The sequence below is a fragment of the Pedobacter punctiformis genome (assembly GCF_027213715.1).
GTDB lineage: Bacteria > Bacteroidota > Bacteroidia > Sphingobacteriales > Sphingobacteriaceae > Pedobacter > Pedobacter punctiformis.
Genome location: NZ_JAPWGM010000006.1, coordinates 337,787 through 357,535, shown reverse-complemented (window position 1 = coordinate 357,535; position 19,749 = coordinate 337,787). Strand labels below are relative to the sequence as shown.

Genomic DNA, 19,749 nt, shown 5'->3' with positions numbered 1-19,749 from the left:
AACCCAACTTAAATCCTCATTTCTCCCATTCCTTCAATTCTAATCCCTCTGCATCTTCCCACCCTCTTCCAGCCCTTCCGAACCGGGTTGCAAAAGTAGAAAAATTATCCGCACTAACAAAACATAAAACCCTTTTATCCCGCCAAAACCCCTTAACTTAATGGATATCAATAAGAAAAAATAGAAGATTTGTACCCCAAGAACCAAAAACTGAGAAAAAGGAAAGGTTTATCGGGCGTTTTACCGCACAAACCCCAAATAAATAAACCCGACCCTAATGAAAAACCCGAAGGTGAGGCACGAACAGAGGCTTTGAAATGGAGGGCGGGACCAAACGCAAATACCTCAAATACGCCTGATTTTCTAAATCCTATTATAATTCATCAATTGCTCTTAACATTTCGCTTCTTCTGCATTCTTTTACAACCAACGCATTTGTATATATGGAGTACCATATAATAAAGGAATGAGGTCTGATTAGTACCCTGCATAAAATTATCTTAAATACACATCTTCTTTTTAAAGATTACCCATGATTCATTTAAACCTATATAAATTTAAAAAGAGGGTTTTATACTATATATACGCTATATTACTTTACCTATATAAAGTATATGTTAAAAATTGTTAAGTGTTTTGAAAGGGCTAATTGCTTTGCATAGCTTAGCGGCCAATTGTTTTTATTGATGTTATCGTATTATTAATTATCTTTGCAGAATGTTTAAAGTTAAACACTTAATTATTTTAGTATTTGTTGCCGCTTTGGGTATGGCGGGTTGTAAAAGCCGTTTCGAAAAACTTAGAGCCAGTAATGACGTAGCTAAGAAGTATCAGGAAGCCCTTCGTTTATACAATAAAAGGGATTACAGCAAAGCATTGGTTCTTTTTGAAGACCTTTCTCAAAAGTATCGTGGACGTGCTGAAGCTGAAGATTTGAACTATTACTATGCTTATACCTTATATAGATTAAGTGATTATACGACTGCGAGATACCAGTTTAAAAGTTTTGCGGATACTTATCCAGCCAGTAAAAATGCTGAAGAAGCCCGCTATATGGGTGCTTACTGCTATTATTTAGAATCGCCTGCGTTTTCATTAGACCAGGAGAATACTTATAAAGCAATTGATGCTTTACAACTATTTATTAACTTATATCCAACCAGTGAACGTGCTGCTGCAGCTGGTAAATATATTGCTGATTTAAGAGGTAAACTGGAAGATAAGGCTTTTGCAAACGCAAAAATGTATTTAACTACAGGCCCAAGTAATGTAGACAATTACAGAGCGGCTGTTATTGCTTTAAAAAATGCTCAAAGAGACTATCCTGATATTAAATATGCAGAAGAAATGGACTTTTTGATGATTAAATCGCAATATTTATATGCAAAAAACAGTTATGCTATTCGTCAGGAAGATCGTTATAATGAAGCCTTAGCTTTATATGATGAGTTTATGGAGCACCACCCGGAAAGTAAATTTGCAGGTGAAGCAAAACAACTAAAAGAAGACATAGAAACCGGTTTGGTTGTTGCAAAAAGAGAATTGGCAGATTATGCTGCTCAGGAAGCGAAATATAAAGAAATGCTTAAAAGAACCGGAAGGTTAAAAGATACCACTACAGTTAATAACACCGACATAAAAAATAAGTAACACATGAATACTAACAAACCTGCTGTACCTAATACTACGGTTACCAGAAATGTACACGATTTAGACAAAACTACAGATAACCTTTACGAATCTTTAGTTGTGATTGCTAAAAGAGCAAACCAGATTTCGAATAACATGAAAGAGGAATTGCACGGTAAACTGGCAGAATTTGCTTCAAGTAACGACAACTTAGAAGAAATTTTTGAAAACCGTGAGCAAATTGAAATCAGCAAGCACTACGAACGTATGCCTAAGCCTGTTTTAGTTGCCATTGATGAGTTTTTGAATGAAAAAATTTATCACAGAAATCCTGCTAAAGAACAAAAGTAATTAGTACAGGGCACGGAGCAATAAGGTAAAACACCTTTAAGTGCATTTGCAAATGCTCTATGCCCCATGCCCTCTACACATGCTTAAAAATAAAAACATTATCCTTGGCGTTTGCGGTAGCATTGCGGCTTATAAATCGGCATTTCTTGTTCGGTTATTAATTAAAGCTGGTGCAAACGTTAAGGTTATTCTTACCCCTGATGGCGCAAATTTCATTACGCCACTTACGCTTGCTACACTTTCTAAAAATCCGGTTTACACCCAATATTTTGAAGCCGAAACCGGTGTGTGGAGCAACCATGTAGAATTAGGTCTTTGGGCTGATTTAATGGTTATTGCCCCTATTAGTGCCAATACACTTGCCAAACTTTCTAATGGTATTTGTGACAACTTGTTAACGGCTGTTTACCTTTCGGCTAAATGCCCGGTTTATGTTGCCCCGGCAATGGATCTTGACATGTGGAAACACGAAAGTACCCAGGAGAATATCGAAAGAATAAGCGGTTTTGGAAATATAGTGATTTCTCCTGCCAGTGGCGAACTTGCCAGTGGATTATATGGTGAAGGCAGAATGGCAGAACCTGAAGAGATTGTTTCTTTTCTTGAGGAAGCGATTCAGAAAAGTATGCCCCTGTTTGGGAAAAAAGCGATGGTAACAGCTGGTCCAACTTACGAGGCTATTGACCCTGTTCGTTTTATTGGCAATCATTCTTCCGGAAAAATGGGTTATGCCATAGCCGACGAATTAACCAGACTGGGTGCCGAAGTCACGTTAATTTCAGGTCCAAGCACTCAAAAATCAAACTTCCCGGTTCATCGTATTGATGTGGTAAGTGCACAGGATATGTTTAATGCATGCACAAGCATTTTTGATCAGGTAGATATAACCGTTATGTGTGCTGCCGTTGCCGATTATCGTCCGAAGACTGTATCAGCTCAAAAAATCAAGAAGCAGGAAAACAATCTTACTTTAGAACTTGAAAAAACAGTTGATATTCTTTCCGCCCTTGGGAAAATTAAAAAAGAACATCAAACTTTAGTAGGCTTTGCTTTAGAAACCAATGATGAAGAAAACTATGCTAAAGGAAAGCTGGAAAAGAAAAACCTTGATCTTATTGTGCTCAACTCATTAAATGATAAAGGTGCAGGTTTTAAATCGGATACAAATAAAATTACTATTTTTAACAAAGCATTTGAGCGTACTGTGTTTGAGGTAAAATCGAAAACTGAAGTTGCCAAAGATATTTGTGAAGCTATTTTAAAGATTATATAATGATAAAGAGGATTGTTTGTTTACTGCTATTGTTAACTGGTATTGGAAAAATACAGGCTCAGGAACTTAACGCAAGGGTTACTTTACTTGCGCCGCAGGTTTCTAATATGAGCAAACCAACACTTGATGCGCTACAAAAAACAATTCGTGATTTTTTAAATAATAATAAATTTAGCAACGAGAGCTACCAGCCGCAAGAACGTATAGATTGCAACTTAATTATCACTATAAACTCCTGGGATGGAGGTTCGGGATATACAGCTGAAGCACAAATCCAAAGCAGTCGCCCGGTTTTTAACAGCACATACAACAGTACTTTATTAAACATGAGCGATAAAAATTTCGACTTTAGTTTTAATGATGGCTCCACAATCGATTTCTCTGACCAAAATTATATTTCTAACATTAGTGCCTTATTAAGTTATTACGCTTATACCATTATTGGCCTTGATAAAGACAGCTTTGCAAAACTTGGCGGAACTCCATACTTTAAAAAGGCACAAAACATACTTAACCTTGCTCAGGCATCGGGTAACGCTGGCTGGAAGGCTGCAGATGGTCTTCGTAATCGTTTTTGGTTGAATGAAAATGTCCTTAATCCGGTATTCAGCGAACTACGCAATTTCATTTACAGTTACCATTTAAATGGTTTGGATCAGTTAACCGATAATGATAAGGGTTTAACACAGATTGTTGCTGCACTACCTGCGCTTCAGCAAATGGACAAGCAAAAGCTCGGTTCTATTTTCCCTAATGTATACTTCGCCACAAAAGCGGAAGAAATTACCAATGTGCTTTCAAAATTAAATCCTCAGGAACGCGTGAGGGCTTATAATATGCTTGCAGAAATTGATCCGGCAAATATTGGTAAATACGAAGGTTTGAAGAAAAACTAACTGATATTGCCTTTATTGAGCAGGCTTCGAACTGCCCTTCTCCATTAAATCTATACTGCGCTAAAAGAAATTAATTATTCAATTCTATTTCTAAATAAAAAAAATAACCACCTGTAAACAAGAGTTTTACACCTACTATTTTCTTTTCTACTAATTTATTTTAAAAAATATTTTGTTATTACGAATATTTTCGTACATTTGAATACGAAATAATTCGTATAACTACTGTAACAAAATGAATAATACAGGTATCAAACCAACTGAAGGTGAAATGGAAATATTGCAAGTGCTTTGGGGAAAAGGCAATGCAACGGTAAGAGATGTTCACGAGGCTTTAAATAAAAAAGATTCTGGCTACACCACGACCTTAAAGTTAATGCAGATTATGCACGAAAAAGGTATGGTAGAAAGAGATACAAACCAAAAAACGCACATTTACAAAGCTCTTATTAACCGGGATAAAACCGAGAAACAACTGGTAAATAAAATGATTGACAATGTATTTAACGGTTCAGCAGCCAGATTAGTAATGCAGGCACTGGGTAACCATAGTGCAAGTGCAGATGAAATTGAGGAAATTAAAAAGTACCTGGATGGTCTGAAATAGATCAGGCAAAATTAAAGAAAGCAACTTTTATCAAATTTAACAGTCTCTTAAAAAAATTAGAAAACAATAAGCATGGAAAATTTAGTACAACAATTTATCAAAGCATTTGGCTGGAGCATTATAAGTTCTCTTTGGCAGTGCGCACTGATCTACGGAGTATTGTTCATCTTATTATATAGCTTGCCTAAGCTGGCGTCAAAACATAAGCACAACATGGCCTTTAGTTCTATTGTACTTATGTTTATTTGTTTTGGGTACAATGTTGGAAAGCAGATGTTTTTATATGCACCCAAAAAAGCCAACGGAATAATTATCGAAAACATAGAAACCTACCAGTATTTAAACAACATACCGCAAAGCTTAAGCAATAAAGCCGAACATTATTTCCCGATTGTTGTTGCTTTTTATATTATTGGCATTATACTTCAGTTATTTGTAATATTAAGAGGTTATAAACAACTGGCCCTGTTTAAAAATAAATATTTAAGTGAGGTTCCGGCAGAATGGACAGCACTTTTTGAAAAAGTAACCTGCAACCTTAAAATTAATAAAAAACTACGTTTCCACCTTTCAGAAATTGTAAATGTTCCCCTGGTTATTGGGTATTTAAAACCCATTGTTTTGTTTCCGGTAGCTTTGGTAAACCAACTGGACTCTGATCAGGTTGAAGCAATTCTGATCCACGAACTATCACACATCCGCAGAAACGATTTCTTATTAAATCTAATTAAAACTGCAATAGAAACCATCCTGTTCTTCAACCCATTTGTTTGGCTTGCAGGCAGATTTATCCACATAGAACGTGAGCACTCTTGTGATGACCTGGTTTTAAAATTAACAGGGAAGCCACTTAACTATGCCCATGCCCTACTCAAATTAGAAATATTAAAAGATAAAAATATACCTGCATACGCAATGGCTGCAACAGGAAAAAGTCAAAATTTATATCAACGCATAAAAAGAATAACCAATATGAAAACGAACTATTTAAACACCAAACAGCAAATGGCTGCCTTAACATTAGGTATTGCCTGCTTGTTTTCGATTGCATGGATTAATCCTAGTGAAAAGAAAAAAGAAGCCATAAAAACGATAAAAACATACTTGTTAAACAGCACCGCTATTGATGATGCAAAAACGATAGCTTATACTGATACAACTAAGAAAAGAAAAGTTAAGATTATAACTGTAGATGCCAATGGAGTAAAGACAGAGTATAATTCAATAAAAGACATGCCTGATAGTTTAAAAATAAACTTTTTGGACAAAGACTTCTCTTTCAATAACAATTTTAACTTCAATTTGGATAGCAGCAATTTTGCAATCAACTTTGATACGGCTGGTTTTGCTGCTATACATAAGCAATTCAATTCTCCGGAATGGAAGGCTCAAATGGCTGCTATCCAAAAAAATGCAATGGAGATTGCTAAAAAATATAATTCTCCGGAGTGGAAAGCGAATATGGAAAAAATACAAAAAAATGCTTTAGATATCGCTCAACAATATAATTCGCCTGAATGGAAAGCAAATATTGAAAAAGTCCAAAAAAACGCTGAAGAAATTGCTAAAAAATATAACGCTCCGGAGTGGAAAGCGAATATGGAAAAAATACAAAAAAATGCTTTAGATATTGCTCAACAGTATAATTCGGCTGAATGGAAAGCAAATATCGAAAAAGTCCAAAAAAACGCTGAAGAAATTGCTAAAAAATATAACTCTCCGGAGTGGAAAGCAAACATTGAAAGGATAGAAAAAAATGCTGAGGAGATTACTAAAAAATACAATTCTCCTGAGTGGAAACAAAAAATTAAAGAAATGAAAGAACTTCAGGATTCTCCGGAATATCAGGAATTAAGAGAAAAATTCGAAAAAGATGTTCAGGAATTGAAAGAGAAAAAAGAAAAAAAGGAAAAACCTGAAAAAAATTAGCACCACCACACAAACTATAAATTCAAAGGCGAAGAGATCTCTTCGCCTTTTTTGTTTGAAAAAATCTTATTCCTTTTTAAAACCTACAAGCTTTATTGTTTATTTTCGCAATAGTTATGCTACAAAAACTTTCTATACGTAATTACGCATTAATTGATAGCCTCGATATCGAATTCGATAAAGGCTTAAACATTATTACTGGCGAAACCGGAGCTGGTAAATCCATTATTTTAGGTGCATTATCTTTAATTTTAGGTCAGCGGGCAGAAAGTAAATATTTTTTTAACCAGGATAAAAAATGTGTTATTGAAGGCAATTTTTTATTGGCTGATGAAAACCTGAGGATTTTATTTGAAGAACAGGATCTTGATTTTTTCAATGAAAATATTTTAAGACGCGAGATTTCCATTGATGGAAAATCAAGGGCTTTTATTAATGATACGCCAGTCAACCTGACCATTTTAAAGCAAATTGGAGAAAAATTAATTGATATTCATTCTCAGCATGCTACGCAGGAAGTTAACGATGCTGATTTTCAATTATTAATTGTAGATGCTCTGGCCAGCCATACCGCTTTACTTTTTGAATATAGAACAGGTTTTAAAAAATTAAAACAAGATTACTCCCGCTTAAAAAAATTAATCAGTGAAGCTGATGAAGCAAGAAGTAAACAAGATTATGAACAATTTTTGTTTAACGAACTGGAACAGGCAAATTTAAAAGAAACTGAGCAGGAAGATTTGGAATTAGAGTTAGAGCGTCTGACTCATGCCGAAACCATCAAAAGAGGCTTACTTACCGCCAATGGCTTATTAAGTGAAAGTGAGCCGTCGGCTATTCAATTGTTAAAAGAATCTTCATTACAGTTGCAAGGGATAGAAAAATTTGACCCTGCCATAAACGTTTTATTTGAACGTTTACGTTCGGCCATTATAGAGATTAAGGATATAGCCGATGAAACAGCTTCAATAGAAAGTAATACATTACATAACGCCGAACGCCTGGAAACCATTAGTGAGCGACTGGATTTATTTTATTCTTTGCAACAAAAGCACCGTGTTGCAAATAACACCGAATTATTAGCAATTCAGGAACAGCTTGAAAACAATTTAAATCAATTGTTGTCTTCTAATGAAGCCATAGAAAAATTAACAAAGGAAACTGAAAAACTTAAACAGGATTTAATCAAACAAGCCGGGCAATTAAGTTTAAATCGTAAAAAAGCCATCAAACTGGTTGAAGAACAAACGGCTTCAACACTTAAAAAGGTAGGAATGCCTAATGCTAAGTTAATTCTGGAGCAAAAACCAGCTGCAGAATTAAATAAAGATGGTCTTGATGAAATTGCTTTACTCTTTACGGCAAATGCGGGGCAAGCACCTGCACCAGTTAATAAGGTTGCCTCCGGCGGTGAATTATCCCGCTTAATGCTGGCCATTAAAGGATTATTAGCAAAACATACTTCCCTCCCAACTATTATTTTTGATGAGATTGACACGGGTATCTCAGGCGAAACTGCTTTAAAAGTAGGTGAAGTAATTGCTGAATTGGGTGCAAATATGCAGGTAATTTCTATTACGCATTTACCCCAGATTGCAGCAAAAGGTAAATCGCACTACTTTGTTCATAAAAACGAAAATGGCGGCAAAACCACAACCGCAATCCGAAAATTAAAACAGGAAGAAAGAATTGGGGCTATTGCGGAAATGTTAAGTGGTAAAAACCCGGGCGCTTCGGCAATAGAAAATGCTAAAGAATTATTGGGTTAAATTTTCAAAAAACTAACGCACTTTATAAACTAAAAAATTAGTTTATATTTGAGTATGAAAAGAATTCTCTCTATATTTCTATTTTTTCATATTTCAACAGGTGTTTTGGCTCAGCAAAGTTTTATACTAAGCGGAACGATAAAAGATAAACAGGGTCATGTTTTGCCAGGTGCAGGCGTTTATGTAAGTGGTTATAAAATTGCGACTTCAACAAATGATGCAGGTATTTTTTCTTTAAGTCTTAAACCTGGCAATTACGATATCCTGGTTCAGATGATTGGCTATAAGGCGATCAACAAAAATATCGTTATTACAGATAAAAACCTTAATATTCAGCTTAATTTAGAAGAAAATTCTGTTCAGTTAAATGAAGTAACCATTACTGCTGATCCTAACCGGCAAGGCTATATTAGACTTTTTACAGATTACTTTATTGGTACCACGCCAAATGCTGCCCAGTGCAAAATTTTAAACCCGGAGATTTTATATGTAGACTATGATAAAGAAGAGCAAACACTAAAAGTTAAAACAACCGATTTTTTAATTATTGAAAATAAAGCATTAGGCTACCGGATTAAATACCTGGTTAATAATTTCGAATACAATTATAAAACCAGGATTATTTATTATGAAGGTTATCCTTATTATGAAGATTTAAAAGGTTCTGCAGGTAAAATTAAAAAATGGGCTGAAAAAAGGCTAACTGCTTATCAGGGCTCTGCACAACATTTTTTCACCTCTTTATATCATGGAAAAGCTACAGAAGAAGGATTTCTTATGCATAAACTTCGTAAAGTGCCAAATCCTGCAAGGCCATCTGATAGTTTAATTTCGGTAAACCTAAAAAAATACAGTATCGCTACCTTAAAAGATGGTGCCCGTATTAATCTGGATAATGATTCATTGAATTACTGGGCCAAAAAGAAAAGATTACCTAAAAGTATTTCTGTTCTTAGCCGTGAAATTGTAGCACCTGATACACTCGTTCATAAACAAAATGAAGTGCTTAAGTATTTAAATTTCTCCGATGTTTTATATGTAATTTATACTAAAGAGCGGGAAGATCAAGCCTATGCTAACCTTTTAAATGTTTCGATCTCAAGACCTCTTGATATTCCAGATTATCAGATATCGTTAATTAATGCAGTTGAAATGCCAGTGTATTTTTATCAAAATGGTGGCGTTTATAATCCAAAGTCAATGATTTTTGAAGGCTACTGGGCATGGGAAAAAATTGCTGACAGCGTTCCTATGGACTACCTTCCGCCGGGGAAATAATGATATATAAATAAAGACTTACGTAAATGTTAAATTTGTTAAAAATCCTTTTAGTTTTTAATAAATCTTAAGCGTTTTGGCTACATTCGCTTTCATGATTAAAAGCCTTTTGCTATCCCTCATTCTAATTATTGTGGGTACTAATGCATTCGCTCAAAATACCTTTACAATTAGTGGTACAGTTAAAGATCACAGGGAAAGTTTACCTGGTGCTGGCGTATATTTAAGTGGCTACAAGGTATCAACTGTTGCCGATAATGATGGTAAATTTAAAATTTCTAACCTAAAACCTGGCAGTTATGATATTCTGGTTCAAATGGTTGGATACCTTCCCTATTCCAAAAGTGTAATTATTTCGGATAAATCGGTTCAGCTGGATTTAATTTTAAAAGAAAATACGGTTCAGCTTGGTGAAGTTGTGATCCGGGCAGATCCTAACCGGGCAAAGTATATTAATCAGTTTAAAGAATTTTTTATTGGCAAAACACCAAATGCATTGCAATGTAAAATATTGAATCCTCAGGTTTTAAATGTGGATTATGACGCAACCAAAAGTACTTTAACGGTAACTACCACAGAGTTTTTAATTGTAGAAAATAAAGCGCTGGGTTATCGACTGAAGTACATGCTTGATAATTTCGAATACAACAGCAGAACGCATATTATTTATTACTCGGGCCATCCATTTTTTGAAGAGCTAAATGCTTCCGCAGCAAAAAAGAAAAAATATATTGCCAATAGGGAAATTGCCTACTATGGTTCTTCACAACATTTTTTTAAATCTTTATACCGCAATAACATTAAGGAAGAAGGTTTTATCCTAACTAAAATGGTTAAAATTCCTAACCCTAACCGATATCCTGAGGCAGTTATTAATGAAAATTTAAATAAAATCAGAACCCTTCCGGAAAAAACAGGCATTAGAAAAACGGCAGGCAAAATTGATACTGCTTTACTTGCCTTTTGGACAAAACAAAAGGAAATGACCAAAACTATCGACAAATTTAGTCGTGCTGAATTATTAACAGACACATTGGTACATGATTACAATCAAAATTTAAAGTGGCTTAATTATACCGATGCGCTTTGCGTGCAGTACACAAAAGAAAAAGAATCTTTGGCTTATTCAAAAACAGGGTTCTGGGTTTTCAGACCACTGGACATTCCCGAAAATGAAATTTCTGTTATTAATTTAATGCAGGGGCCGGTTCGTTTCTATGAAAATGGCGGCATTTATGATTCCCGTTCTCTTCTTTTTGAAGGTTATTGGGCGTACGAGAAAGTAGCAGATATGGTGCCAATGGATTATGTACCCTTAAAAAAGTAATCAGATTCAATGATTTGAAATACCCGCGCAACAAATAGAAACTAAATATTTGATTATCAATATTTAACACAAATAACCAAAATAAAATCCGGGTAGGTATTTCATTCATTTTTTCAACAATCAACTAAAATTACTAAAAATATTAGTAATTTTAAAGTATGATTGAGGATGATAAACAATATTTCAGAGGACGGGGTGCCCAGGTTAATCCACATAATAAATTTCTTAAAGATGATTATGTAAAGGAACATATCGAAGGTATTGATGACTGGGAAGAAAGTGATCATAAAACAACCTTTTTATTCGAAAATTCTAAAACAATAGTCAACAAAGTTGAAAGTCCGGATGTAGGCATGGCTTATTCATTAAATCCTTATCAAGGTTGTGAACATGGCTGTACTTATTGTTATGCCAGAAATGCACATCAATATTGGGGTTATAGTGCTGGTTTAGATTTTGAAAGAAAAATTATTGTTAAAAAAGATGCCCCTGCCCTTTTCAAAAAATTTCTGGAGAAAAAAGGCTGGGATGCAACCACCATTTCTTTATCTGGAAATACAGACTGTTATCAGCCTGCAGAAAGAAAATTTAAGCTTACCCGTCAACTTTTAGAAATTGCGCTGGAATATAAACAGCCCATTGGCATGATTACCAAGAATTCTTTAATCCTAAGGGATCAGGATATTTTACAGGAAATGGCCAAATTAAATCTGTGTATGGTTTATTTATCCATTAACAGCTTAAACGAAAGTTTGCGGCAAGCCATGGAACCCCGAACAACAACAGCAAAACAAAGGCTCAAAGTGGTAGAAGAACTAAGTAAGCTCAACATTCCCATCGGGGTAATGGTTGCCCCACTTGTACCCGGTTTAAGTGATCACGAGATACCGGCAGTTTTAAAAGCGGTTGCTCAGGCTGGTGCAATAAAGGCAGGTTATACTGTTGTCAGACTAAATGGGGCAATCGGTCCTATATTCGAAGACTGGTTAAGAAAAAATTTTCCGGACCGATTTGATAAAGTCTGGCACATGATTCAAAGTTGCCACGGTGGAAGTGTAAATGACAGCCGTTTTGGAGACCGGATGCGGGGTGACGGAAACATCTCACAAATGATCAGGGATAACTTTAGGCTACATTGCAGGTTGAATGGCTTAAATGTTAAAGAAATTCATCTAAATCACAGCCTCTTTAAAATACCCGGTTCACAAATGACTTTATTTTAAAAAGAGAAAACCCGGTTCTTTCGAACCAGGCTTCTCTACCTAAAAACAAAAATAAATAATCTAGAAAGCGCCCAATTCTGCAATAGCCACATACTGCGAACCATCGTATGCTGAATTAGCAATTATTTTAAAATATCTGGCGGATTTACTGGCTGGAAAATCAAAATATTGAACTTTATTTGAATTTGCAGCAATATAATTACCTGCCGATGTAAAGCTTATTCCATCTGTACTTGTTAATATTTCTAAATTTTTAACCGCCCTTTGCAAAGAACTTCTTTGGGTTAAGCTTATGCCCTGTAAATTTTTTACAGCCGCCATATCTACTACAATTTCATGCGGATAAGTTGCAATTACTCCTTTCCATCTTGAGTGCCAGTAAGTAGATGCATTTCCATCAATTAAAGTACTGGCTCGTCCGTTTATAGCGCCTTCTCCTGATGTTTCTTCTGAACTGAACGAAGCGATAGACCAACCTTGTTTGCTGAACTCATTTTTAGAAGAAAAAGTAAGCACGGGAATATTATTTACAAAAGTATAGTTATACGTTCTTTCGTTAATTGTTCCATTTTCATGAACCAATTTTACTCTCAACTCATACGGGCTACCGTCCTTATATTTAAATTCACTAACGGGCATTTCAACATAAAAACTATCCGTACCTATTGTTTTAGACTCCCAGGTAACCGCATTATAATCATGGCCTCCACCTGTTCCTTCATTATTAACATTAGGGTCATTGTAGTAAAGAATACTATTCACTTTTACAGCGGCACTAAATCTTCCGGAAAGCACAATAGCTTGTTTTGCAGCAGAATAATCAGCATGTATTTTTGTTATGTCGGCAGCTACGGCTCCATAATAAGTTTGTGTATCGTTATTAAAGATTTGATTTGCGTTTAAGGTAGCTGCATCTGCGGCTGTTAAAAAGGTTGGTGACTTACCTAACGTTCCATTTCCTGCCCACATTAGGGCCATGCCTTTATTAGGATCGTTATTCTCAGAAACCTTTTGACAATTGTGCGGTAAATTTAATCCATGCCCAAGTTCGTGCACCATGCCGCCAAACCAAACGCTAAAACGGTAACCTACTGCATCCGTTTTACCCAAGTTTGCAATATCCATTTCTTCATAATCTAAAGCAAAACACCATTTACCGGTTCCGAAAAATGGTCCGCCAGTTGGACTACCGTCCGCTTTTATTTCATAGCGAGGTAAAATTACCAAAGAGTGATCACTGGTTTTATCTTCAGGGTGGGCAGCAAAGTAACTATTTACTTCTGCCATAACATTATTTGCCCCTTGACCAGCATAAGTATAGTCTGCTTTTCCTTTTGTTCCGTAAATAGTAACAATTTTCACATTAGTTCTGTTTGCATCTGTAAACAAACCAAATGTTTTATCGGTATAGCCATTCTGGGTCATTTGAGCTTTGTACCAATCCTGTACCCAAATCATTAACGAACTTAACCGGCTTTGATAGTTTAAAATCGGGCTCACATCATTGGGTACAAAATAAACTACATTAAGGTTTCTCGATTTGTCAGAGGTGAAAGTACCCATTGGAGGACCGGAAGCCAAAGACACTGCAGAAATACCACCAGCCCTCATTGTTTCTGGCTCAGTTTGAATATTTCCCTTTTTACAACCAGATATGATTATACCTGCGAGCAGTAATAAATTAATAATTTTTTTCATAAATTTAGGTTTATTGATTAGTTAGATTGAGAACTAAACTAACAATTGAACCCAAAAGTAAAATAAAAAAAGTGCGAACAAACGTTTGATTAAGCCATTATTATAGGTTCTGATTTGGTTATATTCGAAAAATAAAGAAGTTTCATTAAAGTGTAAATCATGAAAAAACTGCATAAAATAAAGTTTTGATAAATTTATCTTCGAGTAATACCTAAATCACTTTTATATTGGGTAATATGTGCCCGCAAAGCGTAGAAAACAAGCTAACAAAGTGCGTAAATAAAAAAGCAAAGACAAACGTTTGTGCTAAAATTAATTCAAATTAAAACGAAATAATGCTACATTATTTGTAGCATTAATAATGCTTTCCAAAATCTTGTGTCCAATATGTACCTTGCCTGGCGGCACCCATCTCCGTTACCAGGGCACTCATTATGTTTTTACAATGCCCTTCACTTTTAATCCAATCGTTAAAAACCTGCTGTTCTGTAGTTTGGCCTTGTGCAATATTCTCTGAGTAAGCCACCCACTTATAGCCGAAGGCTGTTAGGCGTTCTCCCGTATTTTTTCCATCAGATGAATCGTGCGTCAGGGCATTTTTATTGGCCATATCTTTACTGTGACTTATAGCAGCCGAAGCCAATATATTATTCCATGAAAGCGTAGCCACGGGCGGCATAACCGTTGTACCACAATTACATCCCGCAGCACGGGTATCATTAACCAATTTCAACAATAAATCGTTATTTATATTAGTAAGAACAGCGTTATCGGGATTGACAACCTCTGGATTACTTGCTTTTTTACATGATAATGCAAAGCATGCCGCTATGCAGATCATTGGGGCTAGGATGAATTTCATAACAAGGGATTTGTTATCCCTAAATTACGGGTAATTTAATAAATGACTGATTTTCTTCCGGAAATAATTTAATGAAGAACATCTTTCAACTATTTTCAGTAAAAAAAAGCTCCCGATTTTCACCGGGAGCTTTCTCTTATTTGTTTGAAGAATCTTCTTCTTTAGACTCTTCTTTTTTAGATTCGCCTTTTTTATGATGAATAGAAATTAGCTCTGTTGTTTTGTCATAATCGATTTCCAAAACATCACCTTCTGCCAATTCGCCTTTCAAAATCTCTTCCGCAATTGGATCTTCCAAATATTTCTGGATGGCTCGTTTTAAAGGACGAGCACCAAAATTACTGTCAAAACCTTTTTCAGCAATATAATCTTTAGCATTTTCAGTCAATGCAATTTCATAACCTAAGTTGTGAACACGACCGAATAAAGCTTTTAATTCAATATCGATAATTTTGAAAATCTCTTCTTTACCTAAACTGTTGAATACCACTACATCATCAACACGGTTTAAGAATTCAGGCGCAAAAGCACGTTTTAAGGCGCTTTCAATAACACCACGACTGTGGGATTCGGCCTGATTGGTTTTTGCTGAAGTAGAGAAACCAACACCCTGACCAAAATCTTTCAATTGACGGGCACCAATATTTGAAGTCATAATGATGATTGTATTTCTAAAATCAACTTTACGGCCTAAACTATCTGTTAATTGCCCTTCATCTAAAACCTGCAACAAAATATTGAATACATCCGGATGCGCTTTTTCAATCTCATCCAATAAGATTACAGCATAAGGTTTTCTTCTAACTTTCTCTGTTAACTGTCCGCCTTCTTCATAACCCACGTATCCCGGAGGCGCTCCCACTAAACGTGAAACTGCAAATTTCTCCATATACTCACTCATATCAATTTGAATCAGTGAATCATCACTGTCAAACATGAAACGTGCAAGCTCTTTTGCCAATTCAGTTTTACCAACACCTGTAGGGCCTAAGAAAATAAATGAACCAATTGGTTTTTTAGGATCTTTTAATCCGGCTCTGGTACGTTGAATCGCTTTGGTTAATTTCTTAATTGCATCGTCCTGACCAATAATTTTCTCTGCAACTTTATCGTACATGTTTAATAGCTTCTGGCTATCAGTTTGCCCAACACGTTGTACCGGAATACCAGTCATCATGGCCACAACCTCGGCTACGTTATCTTCTGATACTTCGTAACGTTTAGTTTTGGTTTCTGCTTCCCACTCCGCTTTAGCTTTATCTAATTCTTCAATTAAATTTTTCTCTGTATCACGCAGTTTAGCTGCTTCTTCATATTTCTGACTGCGAACAACCTTGTTTTTCTCTAACTTGATATCTTCAATTTTAGCTTCGATATCAATAATGTTTTGAGGAACATGGATATTGGTTAAGTGAACTCTCGACCCCGCTTCATCCAAAGCATCAATGGCTTTATCTGGTAAGAAACGATCAGAAATGTAACGTGATGTTAAACTTACACAGGCTAAAATTGCCTCATCAGTGTAGGTTACACCATGATGCTCTTCGTACTTATCTTTGATACGGGTTAAAATTTCTACGGTTTCATCCGGCGTAGCAGGCTCAACCATTACTTTTTGAAAACGACGGTCTAAAGCACCGTCTTTTTCTATATACTGGCGATACTCATCTAAAGTTGTTGCACCAATACATTGAATTTCTCCCCTGGCCAATGCCGGTTTAAACATGTTCGAAGCATCTAAAGAACCCGATGCGCCACCTGCACCAACAATGGTGTGAATCTCATCAATAAATAAGATCACATCTGTTGATTTTTCAAGCTCGTTCATCACGGCTTTCATACGCTCTTCAAACTGACCACGATACTTTGTACCAGCTACTAATGAAGCTAAATCCAGCGTAACCACACGTTTATTAAACAATACACGTGATACTTTACGTTGCACAATGCGCAAGGCTAAACCCTCAGCAATGGCTGATTTACCAACACCAGGCTCTCCAATTAAGATCGGGTTGTTCTTTTTACGACGGGATAAGATTTGAGAAACACGCTCAATTTCTTTTTCACGGCCAACAATCGGGTCTAAACGACCTTCTTCTGCGGCCTTTGTTAAATCACGACCAAAGTTATCTAAAACAGGGGTTTTCGATTTAATATCAGAAACTTTCTTAGGTGTGCTAAAAGCTTCGTCTTCGCGATAATCGTCATCGCCTCCGGTGGAGGCACTATTAGAGATATCATCTCTGAAACCGTTTTTGTTCACTTCTACCTCCTGTTTAAAAACATCATAGGTAACGCCATATTGCAATAAAATCTGGGAAGCAATGTTATCATCATCTCTCAAAACCGAAAGCAATAAATGTTCGGTACCAATTAAGTCACTTTTAAATATCTTAGCTTCTAAGTATGTAATCTTTAAAACTTTTTCTGCCTGTTTAGTTAAAGGAATATTTCCTAAATTAACGGTAACACTCGAAGTACCGCGAACGGCATCTTCAATTGAGCGGCGTAATTTACCGGTATCGACCCCTAGAGATCGTAGAATTTTTATGGCCATACCATCGCCTTCGCGGATGAGGCCCAACAATAAATGTTCGGTACCAATGTAATCGTGCCCTAAACGCAAGGCCTCCTCTCTACTAAAAGAGATTACATCTTTAACCTGTGGTGAAAATTTTGCTTCCATAATACCTTTCTTAAACAGCTCGCCACTAATCTATAAAATAACTTTATAAAAACGAACGTGCTGTTTTGTTTATTTTATCAACAATTGCGCCATATCAGTGGATAAAAGGCAGATAAACCAAAAACTAATGCTTTAAAAACAATAATAATCTCTTGTTCTGGATTGTATTCTATTTACGTAAAAAGCCTTTACATGGGTTTTGAAAAAGGATAATTTAGATTAACCCATTGTTAAATTCATTTTGTCGGTTTTTTGTAAGGATTATAACAAGTCAATAACCTGACAATTTGTTGCTTTTTCTTTATGCAATTTACAACTTTTGACAGGAAAAATAAAAAACAATGACATCATTTAACAAACACATGTTTTATGGTTTAATGTATTAATAAATCCAGGTTTGCTGAAATCGAAAATTACAAATGGCCTTAAACTTCCATCTTCCATTTTAACCGCTATCTTTGTCCAAATAAAATTCAATAATGTCAGACGAAAAAATCATATTTTCAATGGCGGGTGTAAATAAGATTTACCCCCCACAAAAACAGGTTTTAAAAAATATTTACCTTTCTTTTTTTTACGGCGCAAAAATCGGTGTTATCGGTTTAAATGGTTCCGGTAAATCATCTTTACTAAAAATTATTGCCGGTTTAGATAAAGCTTATCAAGGCGAAGTAGTTTTCTCTCCAGGTTATTCTGTTGGTTATTTAGCACAGGAGCCAATTTTGGATCCGGAAAAAACAGTTCGTGAAGTTGTTGAAGAAGGCGTAGCTGAAGTAACGGCTATTTTAAAGGAATACGAAGAAGTAAATGAAAAATTCGGCTTACCTGAGATTTATGAAGATGCAGATGCCATGGATAAACTCATGGCCAGACAAGGCGAATTGCAAGATAAAATTGATGCTTTAGGTGCCTGGGAAATCGATTCTAAATTAGAAAGAGCGATGGACGCCTTGCGTTGCCCTGACCCTGAAACTAAAATAGGTGTACTTTCTGGTGGTGAACGCCGTCGTGTGGCCATGTGCCGTTTGTTATTGCAGCATCCTGATGTTTTATTACTGGATGAGCCTACCAACCACTTAGATGCGGAAAGTATTGATTGGTTAGAGCAATTTTTACAAAATTACGAAGGTACTGTTATCGCTGTAACCCACGATCGGTATTTCTTAGATAACGTTGCAGGCTGGATTTTGGAATTAGACCGTGGTGAAGGTATTCCATGGAAAGGAAATTACAGCAGCTGGTTAGACCAAAAGGCTAAACGTTTATCTCAGGAAGAAAAAACTGAAAGCAAACGTCAGAAAACATTAGAGCGTGAACTGGAATGGGTGCGTATGGCGCCAAAAGCCCGTCACGCGAAATCAAAAGCCCGTTTGGCAAACTATGATAAGCTGGCTTCTGAAGATGGCAAAGAAAGAGAAGATAAACTGGAACTTTTCATTCCGGCAGGGCCCCGTTTGGGAAATGTGGTAATTGAGGCTACAAATGTAACCAAAGCCTATGGCGATAAGGTTTTATTTGATAATTTGAATTTTTCGTTACCTCCTGCAGGTATTGTTGGTATTATTGGTCCAAACGGTGCAGGTAAAACAACCTTATTTCGGTTAATTACTGGACAGGAAGAGGCAGATACAGGAACTTTCCGCGTAGGCGAAACCGTTGAATTAGGTTATGTAGATCAAATGCATAATGACCTGGATGCAGATAAAACTGTTTACGAAAACATTACCGATGGTTTAGACAATATTCAGTTGGGTACTAAAGCCGTTAATGGCAGGGCTTATGTTTCTAAATTCAACTTTAACGGTGGCGATCAACAGAAAAAAGTAGGAATCCTTTCCGGTGGAGAACGTAACCGTGTTCACCTGGCCATTACATTGAAAAAAGGTGCAAACGTACTTTTACTCGATGAGCCAACCAATGATATTGATGTGAATACTTTACGTGCGCTGGAAGAAGCTTTAGAGAATTTTGGTGGTTGCGCAGTTGTAATCAGTCACGACAGGTGGTTCTTAGATAGAATTTGTACGCATATTCTTGCTTTTGAAGGGAACTCGGAAGTTTATTTCTTTGAAGGAAACTATTCTGACTATGAAGAAAACAGAAAGAAACGTTTAGGTGATGTTACGCCAAAACGAATCCGGTATAAAAAATTAACTTAAAAAGAAAAAGTCCTGGTGAAAGTCAGGACTTTTTTATTGTATAAGGTTAAGCCCTGTTAATA

The 19,749-nt window shown here is 36.0% G+C and carries 14 protein-coding genes; 11 read left to right on the top strand and 3 right to left on the bottom strand.

Annotated elements, in window-relative coordinates:
• Positions 1–717 precede the first annotated feature (717 nt).
• The 10 genes from O0955_RS16995 to O0955_RS16950 all read left to right on the top strand — a co-directional run bounded on the left by O0955_RS16995 (position 718) and on the right by O0955_RS16950 (position 12,282).
• Positions 718–1,650 (top strand): outer membrane protein assembly factor BamD, encoded by a 933-nt coding sequence (locus O0955_RS16995; protein ID WP_269428759.1) that lies wholly within the window; start codon positions 718–720, stop codon positions 1,648–1,650.
• Positions 1,651–1,653: 3 nt separating this feature from the next.
• Positions 1,654–1,980, top strand: a complete 327-nt coding sequence (locus O0955_RS16990; RefSeq protein ID WP_056094546.1) for a DNA-directed RNA polymerase subunit omega — start codon at positions 1,654–1,656, stop codon at positions 1,978–1,980.
• 79 nt (positions 1,981–2,059) lie between these two features.
• Positions 2,060–3,253 carry a bifunctional phosphopantothenoylcysteine decarboxylase/phosphopantothenate--cysteine ligase CoaBC gene (coaBC, locus tag O0955_RS16985; RefSeq protein ID WP_269428758.1) on the top strand — a complete coding sequence of 398 codons (1,194 nt, stop codon included), beginning with the start codon at positions 2,060–2,062 and terminating at the stop codon, positions 3,251–3,253.
• A complete protein-coding gene (porD, locus tag O0955_RS16980; RefSeq protein WP_269428757.1) occupies positions 3,253–4,149 on the top strand; it encodes a type IX secretion system protein PorD in 897 nt (298 codons plus the stop codon). The genes coaBC and porD overlap by 1 nt, the downstream gene beginning before the upstream one ends.
• Before the next feature lie 235 nt (positions 4,150–4,384).
• Entirely contained in the window at positions 4,385–4,756 is a 372-nt protein-coding gene (locus O0955_RS16975) for a BlaI/MecI/CopY family transcriptional regulator (RefSeq protein ID WP_269428756.1), read from the top strand.
• Between the two features lie 72 nt (positions 4,757–4,828).
• Complete coding sequence (locus tag O0955_RS16970; RefSeq protein WP_269428755.1) at positions 4,829–6,685, top strand: M56 family metallopeptidase; 1,857 nt, start codon at positions 4,829–4,831, stop codon at positions 6,683–6,685.
• Between the two features lie 116 nt (positions 6,686–6,801).
• On the top strand, positions 6,802–8,454 hold the full coding sequence (gene recN, locus O0955_RS16965; RefSeq protein ID WP_269428754.1) for a DNA repair protein RecN: 1,653 nt from the start codon (positions 6,802–6,804) through the stop codon (positions 8,452–8,454).
• A gap of 54 nt (positions 8,455–8,508) precedes the next feature.
• The gene (locus tag O0955_RS16960) at positions 8,509–9,732 is read left to right on the top strand and encodes a carboxypeptidase-like regulatory domain-containing protein (protein ID WP_269428753.1); all 1,224 of its coding nucleotides are present in this window, start codon (positions 8,509–8,511) and stop codon (positions 9,730–9,732) included.
• 94 nt (positions 9,733–9,826) lie between these two features.
• Positions 9,827–11,059 (top strand): carboxypeptidase-like regulatory domain-containing protein, encoded by a 1,233-nt coding sequence (locus tag O0955_RS16955; protein ID WP_269428752.1) that lies wholly within the window; start codon positions 9,827–9,829, stop codon positions 11,057–11,059.
• A gap of 158 nt (positions 11,060–11,217) precedes the next feature.
• Complete coding sequence (locus tag O0955_RS16950; RefSeq protein ID WP_269428751.1) at positions 11,218–12,282, top strand: PA0069 family radical SAM protein; 1,065 nt, start codon at positions 11,218–11,220, stop codon at positions 12,280–12,282.
• Positions 12,283–12,342: 60 nt separating this feature from the next.
• Here O0955_RS16950 and O0955_RS16945 read toward each other — a convergent pair whose 3' ends face one another.
• The 3 genes from O0955_RS16945 to O0955_RS16935 all read right to left on the bottom strand — a co-directional run bounded on the left by O0955_RS16945 (position 12,343) and on the right by O0955_RS16935 (position 17,528).
• On the bottom strand, positions 12,343–13,980 hold the full coding sequence (locus O0955_RS16945; protein ID WP_269428750.1) for a discoidin domain-containing protein: 1,638 nt from the start codon (positions 13,978–13,980) through the stop codon (positions 12,343–12,345).
• A 355-nt stretch (positions 13,981–14,335) separates the two neighbouring features.
• Positions 14,336–14,842: a CAP domain-containing protein gene (locus tag O0955_RS16940; protein ID WP_269428749.1), complete on the bottom strand. Its 507-nt coding sequence runs from the start codon at positions 14,840–14,842 to the stop codon at positions 14,336–14,338.
• A 136-nt stretch (positions 14,843–14,978) separates the two neighbouring features.
• Complete coding sequence (locus O0955_RS16935) at positions 14,979–17,528, bottom strand: ATP-dependent Clp protease ATP-binding subunit (RefSeq protein WP_269428748.1); 2,550 nt, start codon at positions 17,526–17,528, stop codon at positions 14,979–14,981.
• A gap of 479 nt (positions 17,529–18,007) precedes the next feature.
• Here O0955_RS16935 and ettA point away from each other — a divergent pair, with 479 nt between their 5' ends.
• Positions 18,008–19,687, top strand: a complete 1,680-nt coding sequence (ettA, locus tag O0955_RS16930) for an energy-dependent translational throttle protein EttA (protein WP_269428747.1) — start codon at positions 18,008–18,010, stop codon at positions 19,685–19,687.
• Positions 19,688–19,749: the final 62 nt, after the last annotated feature.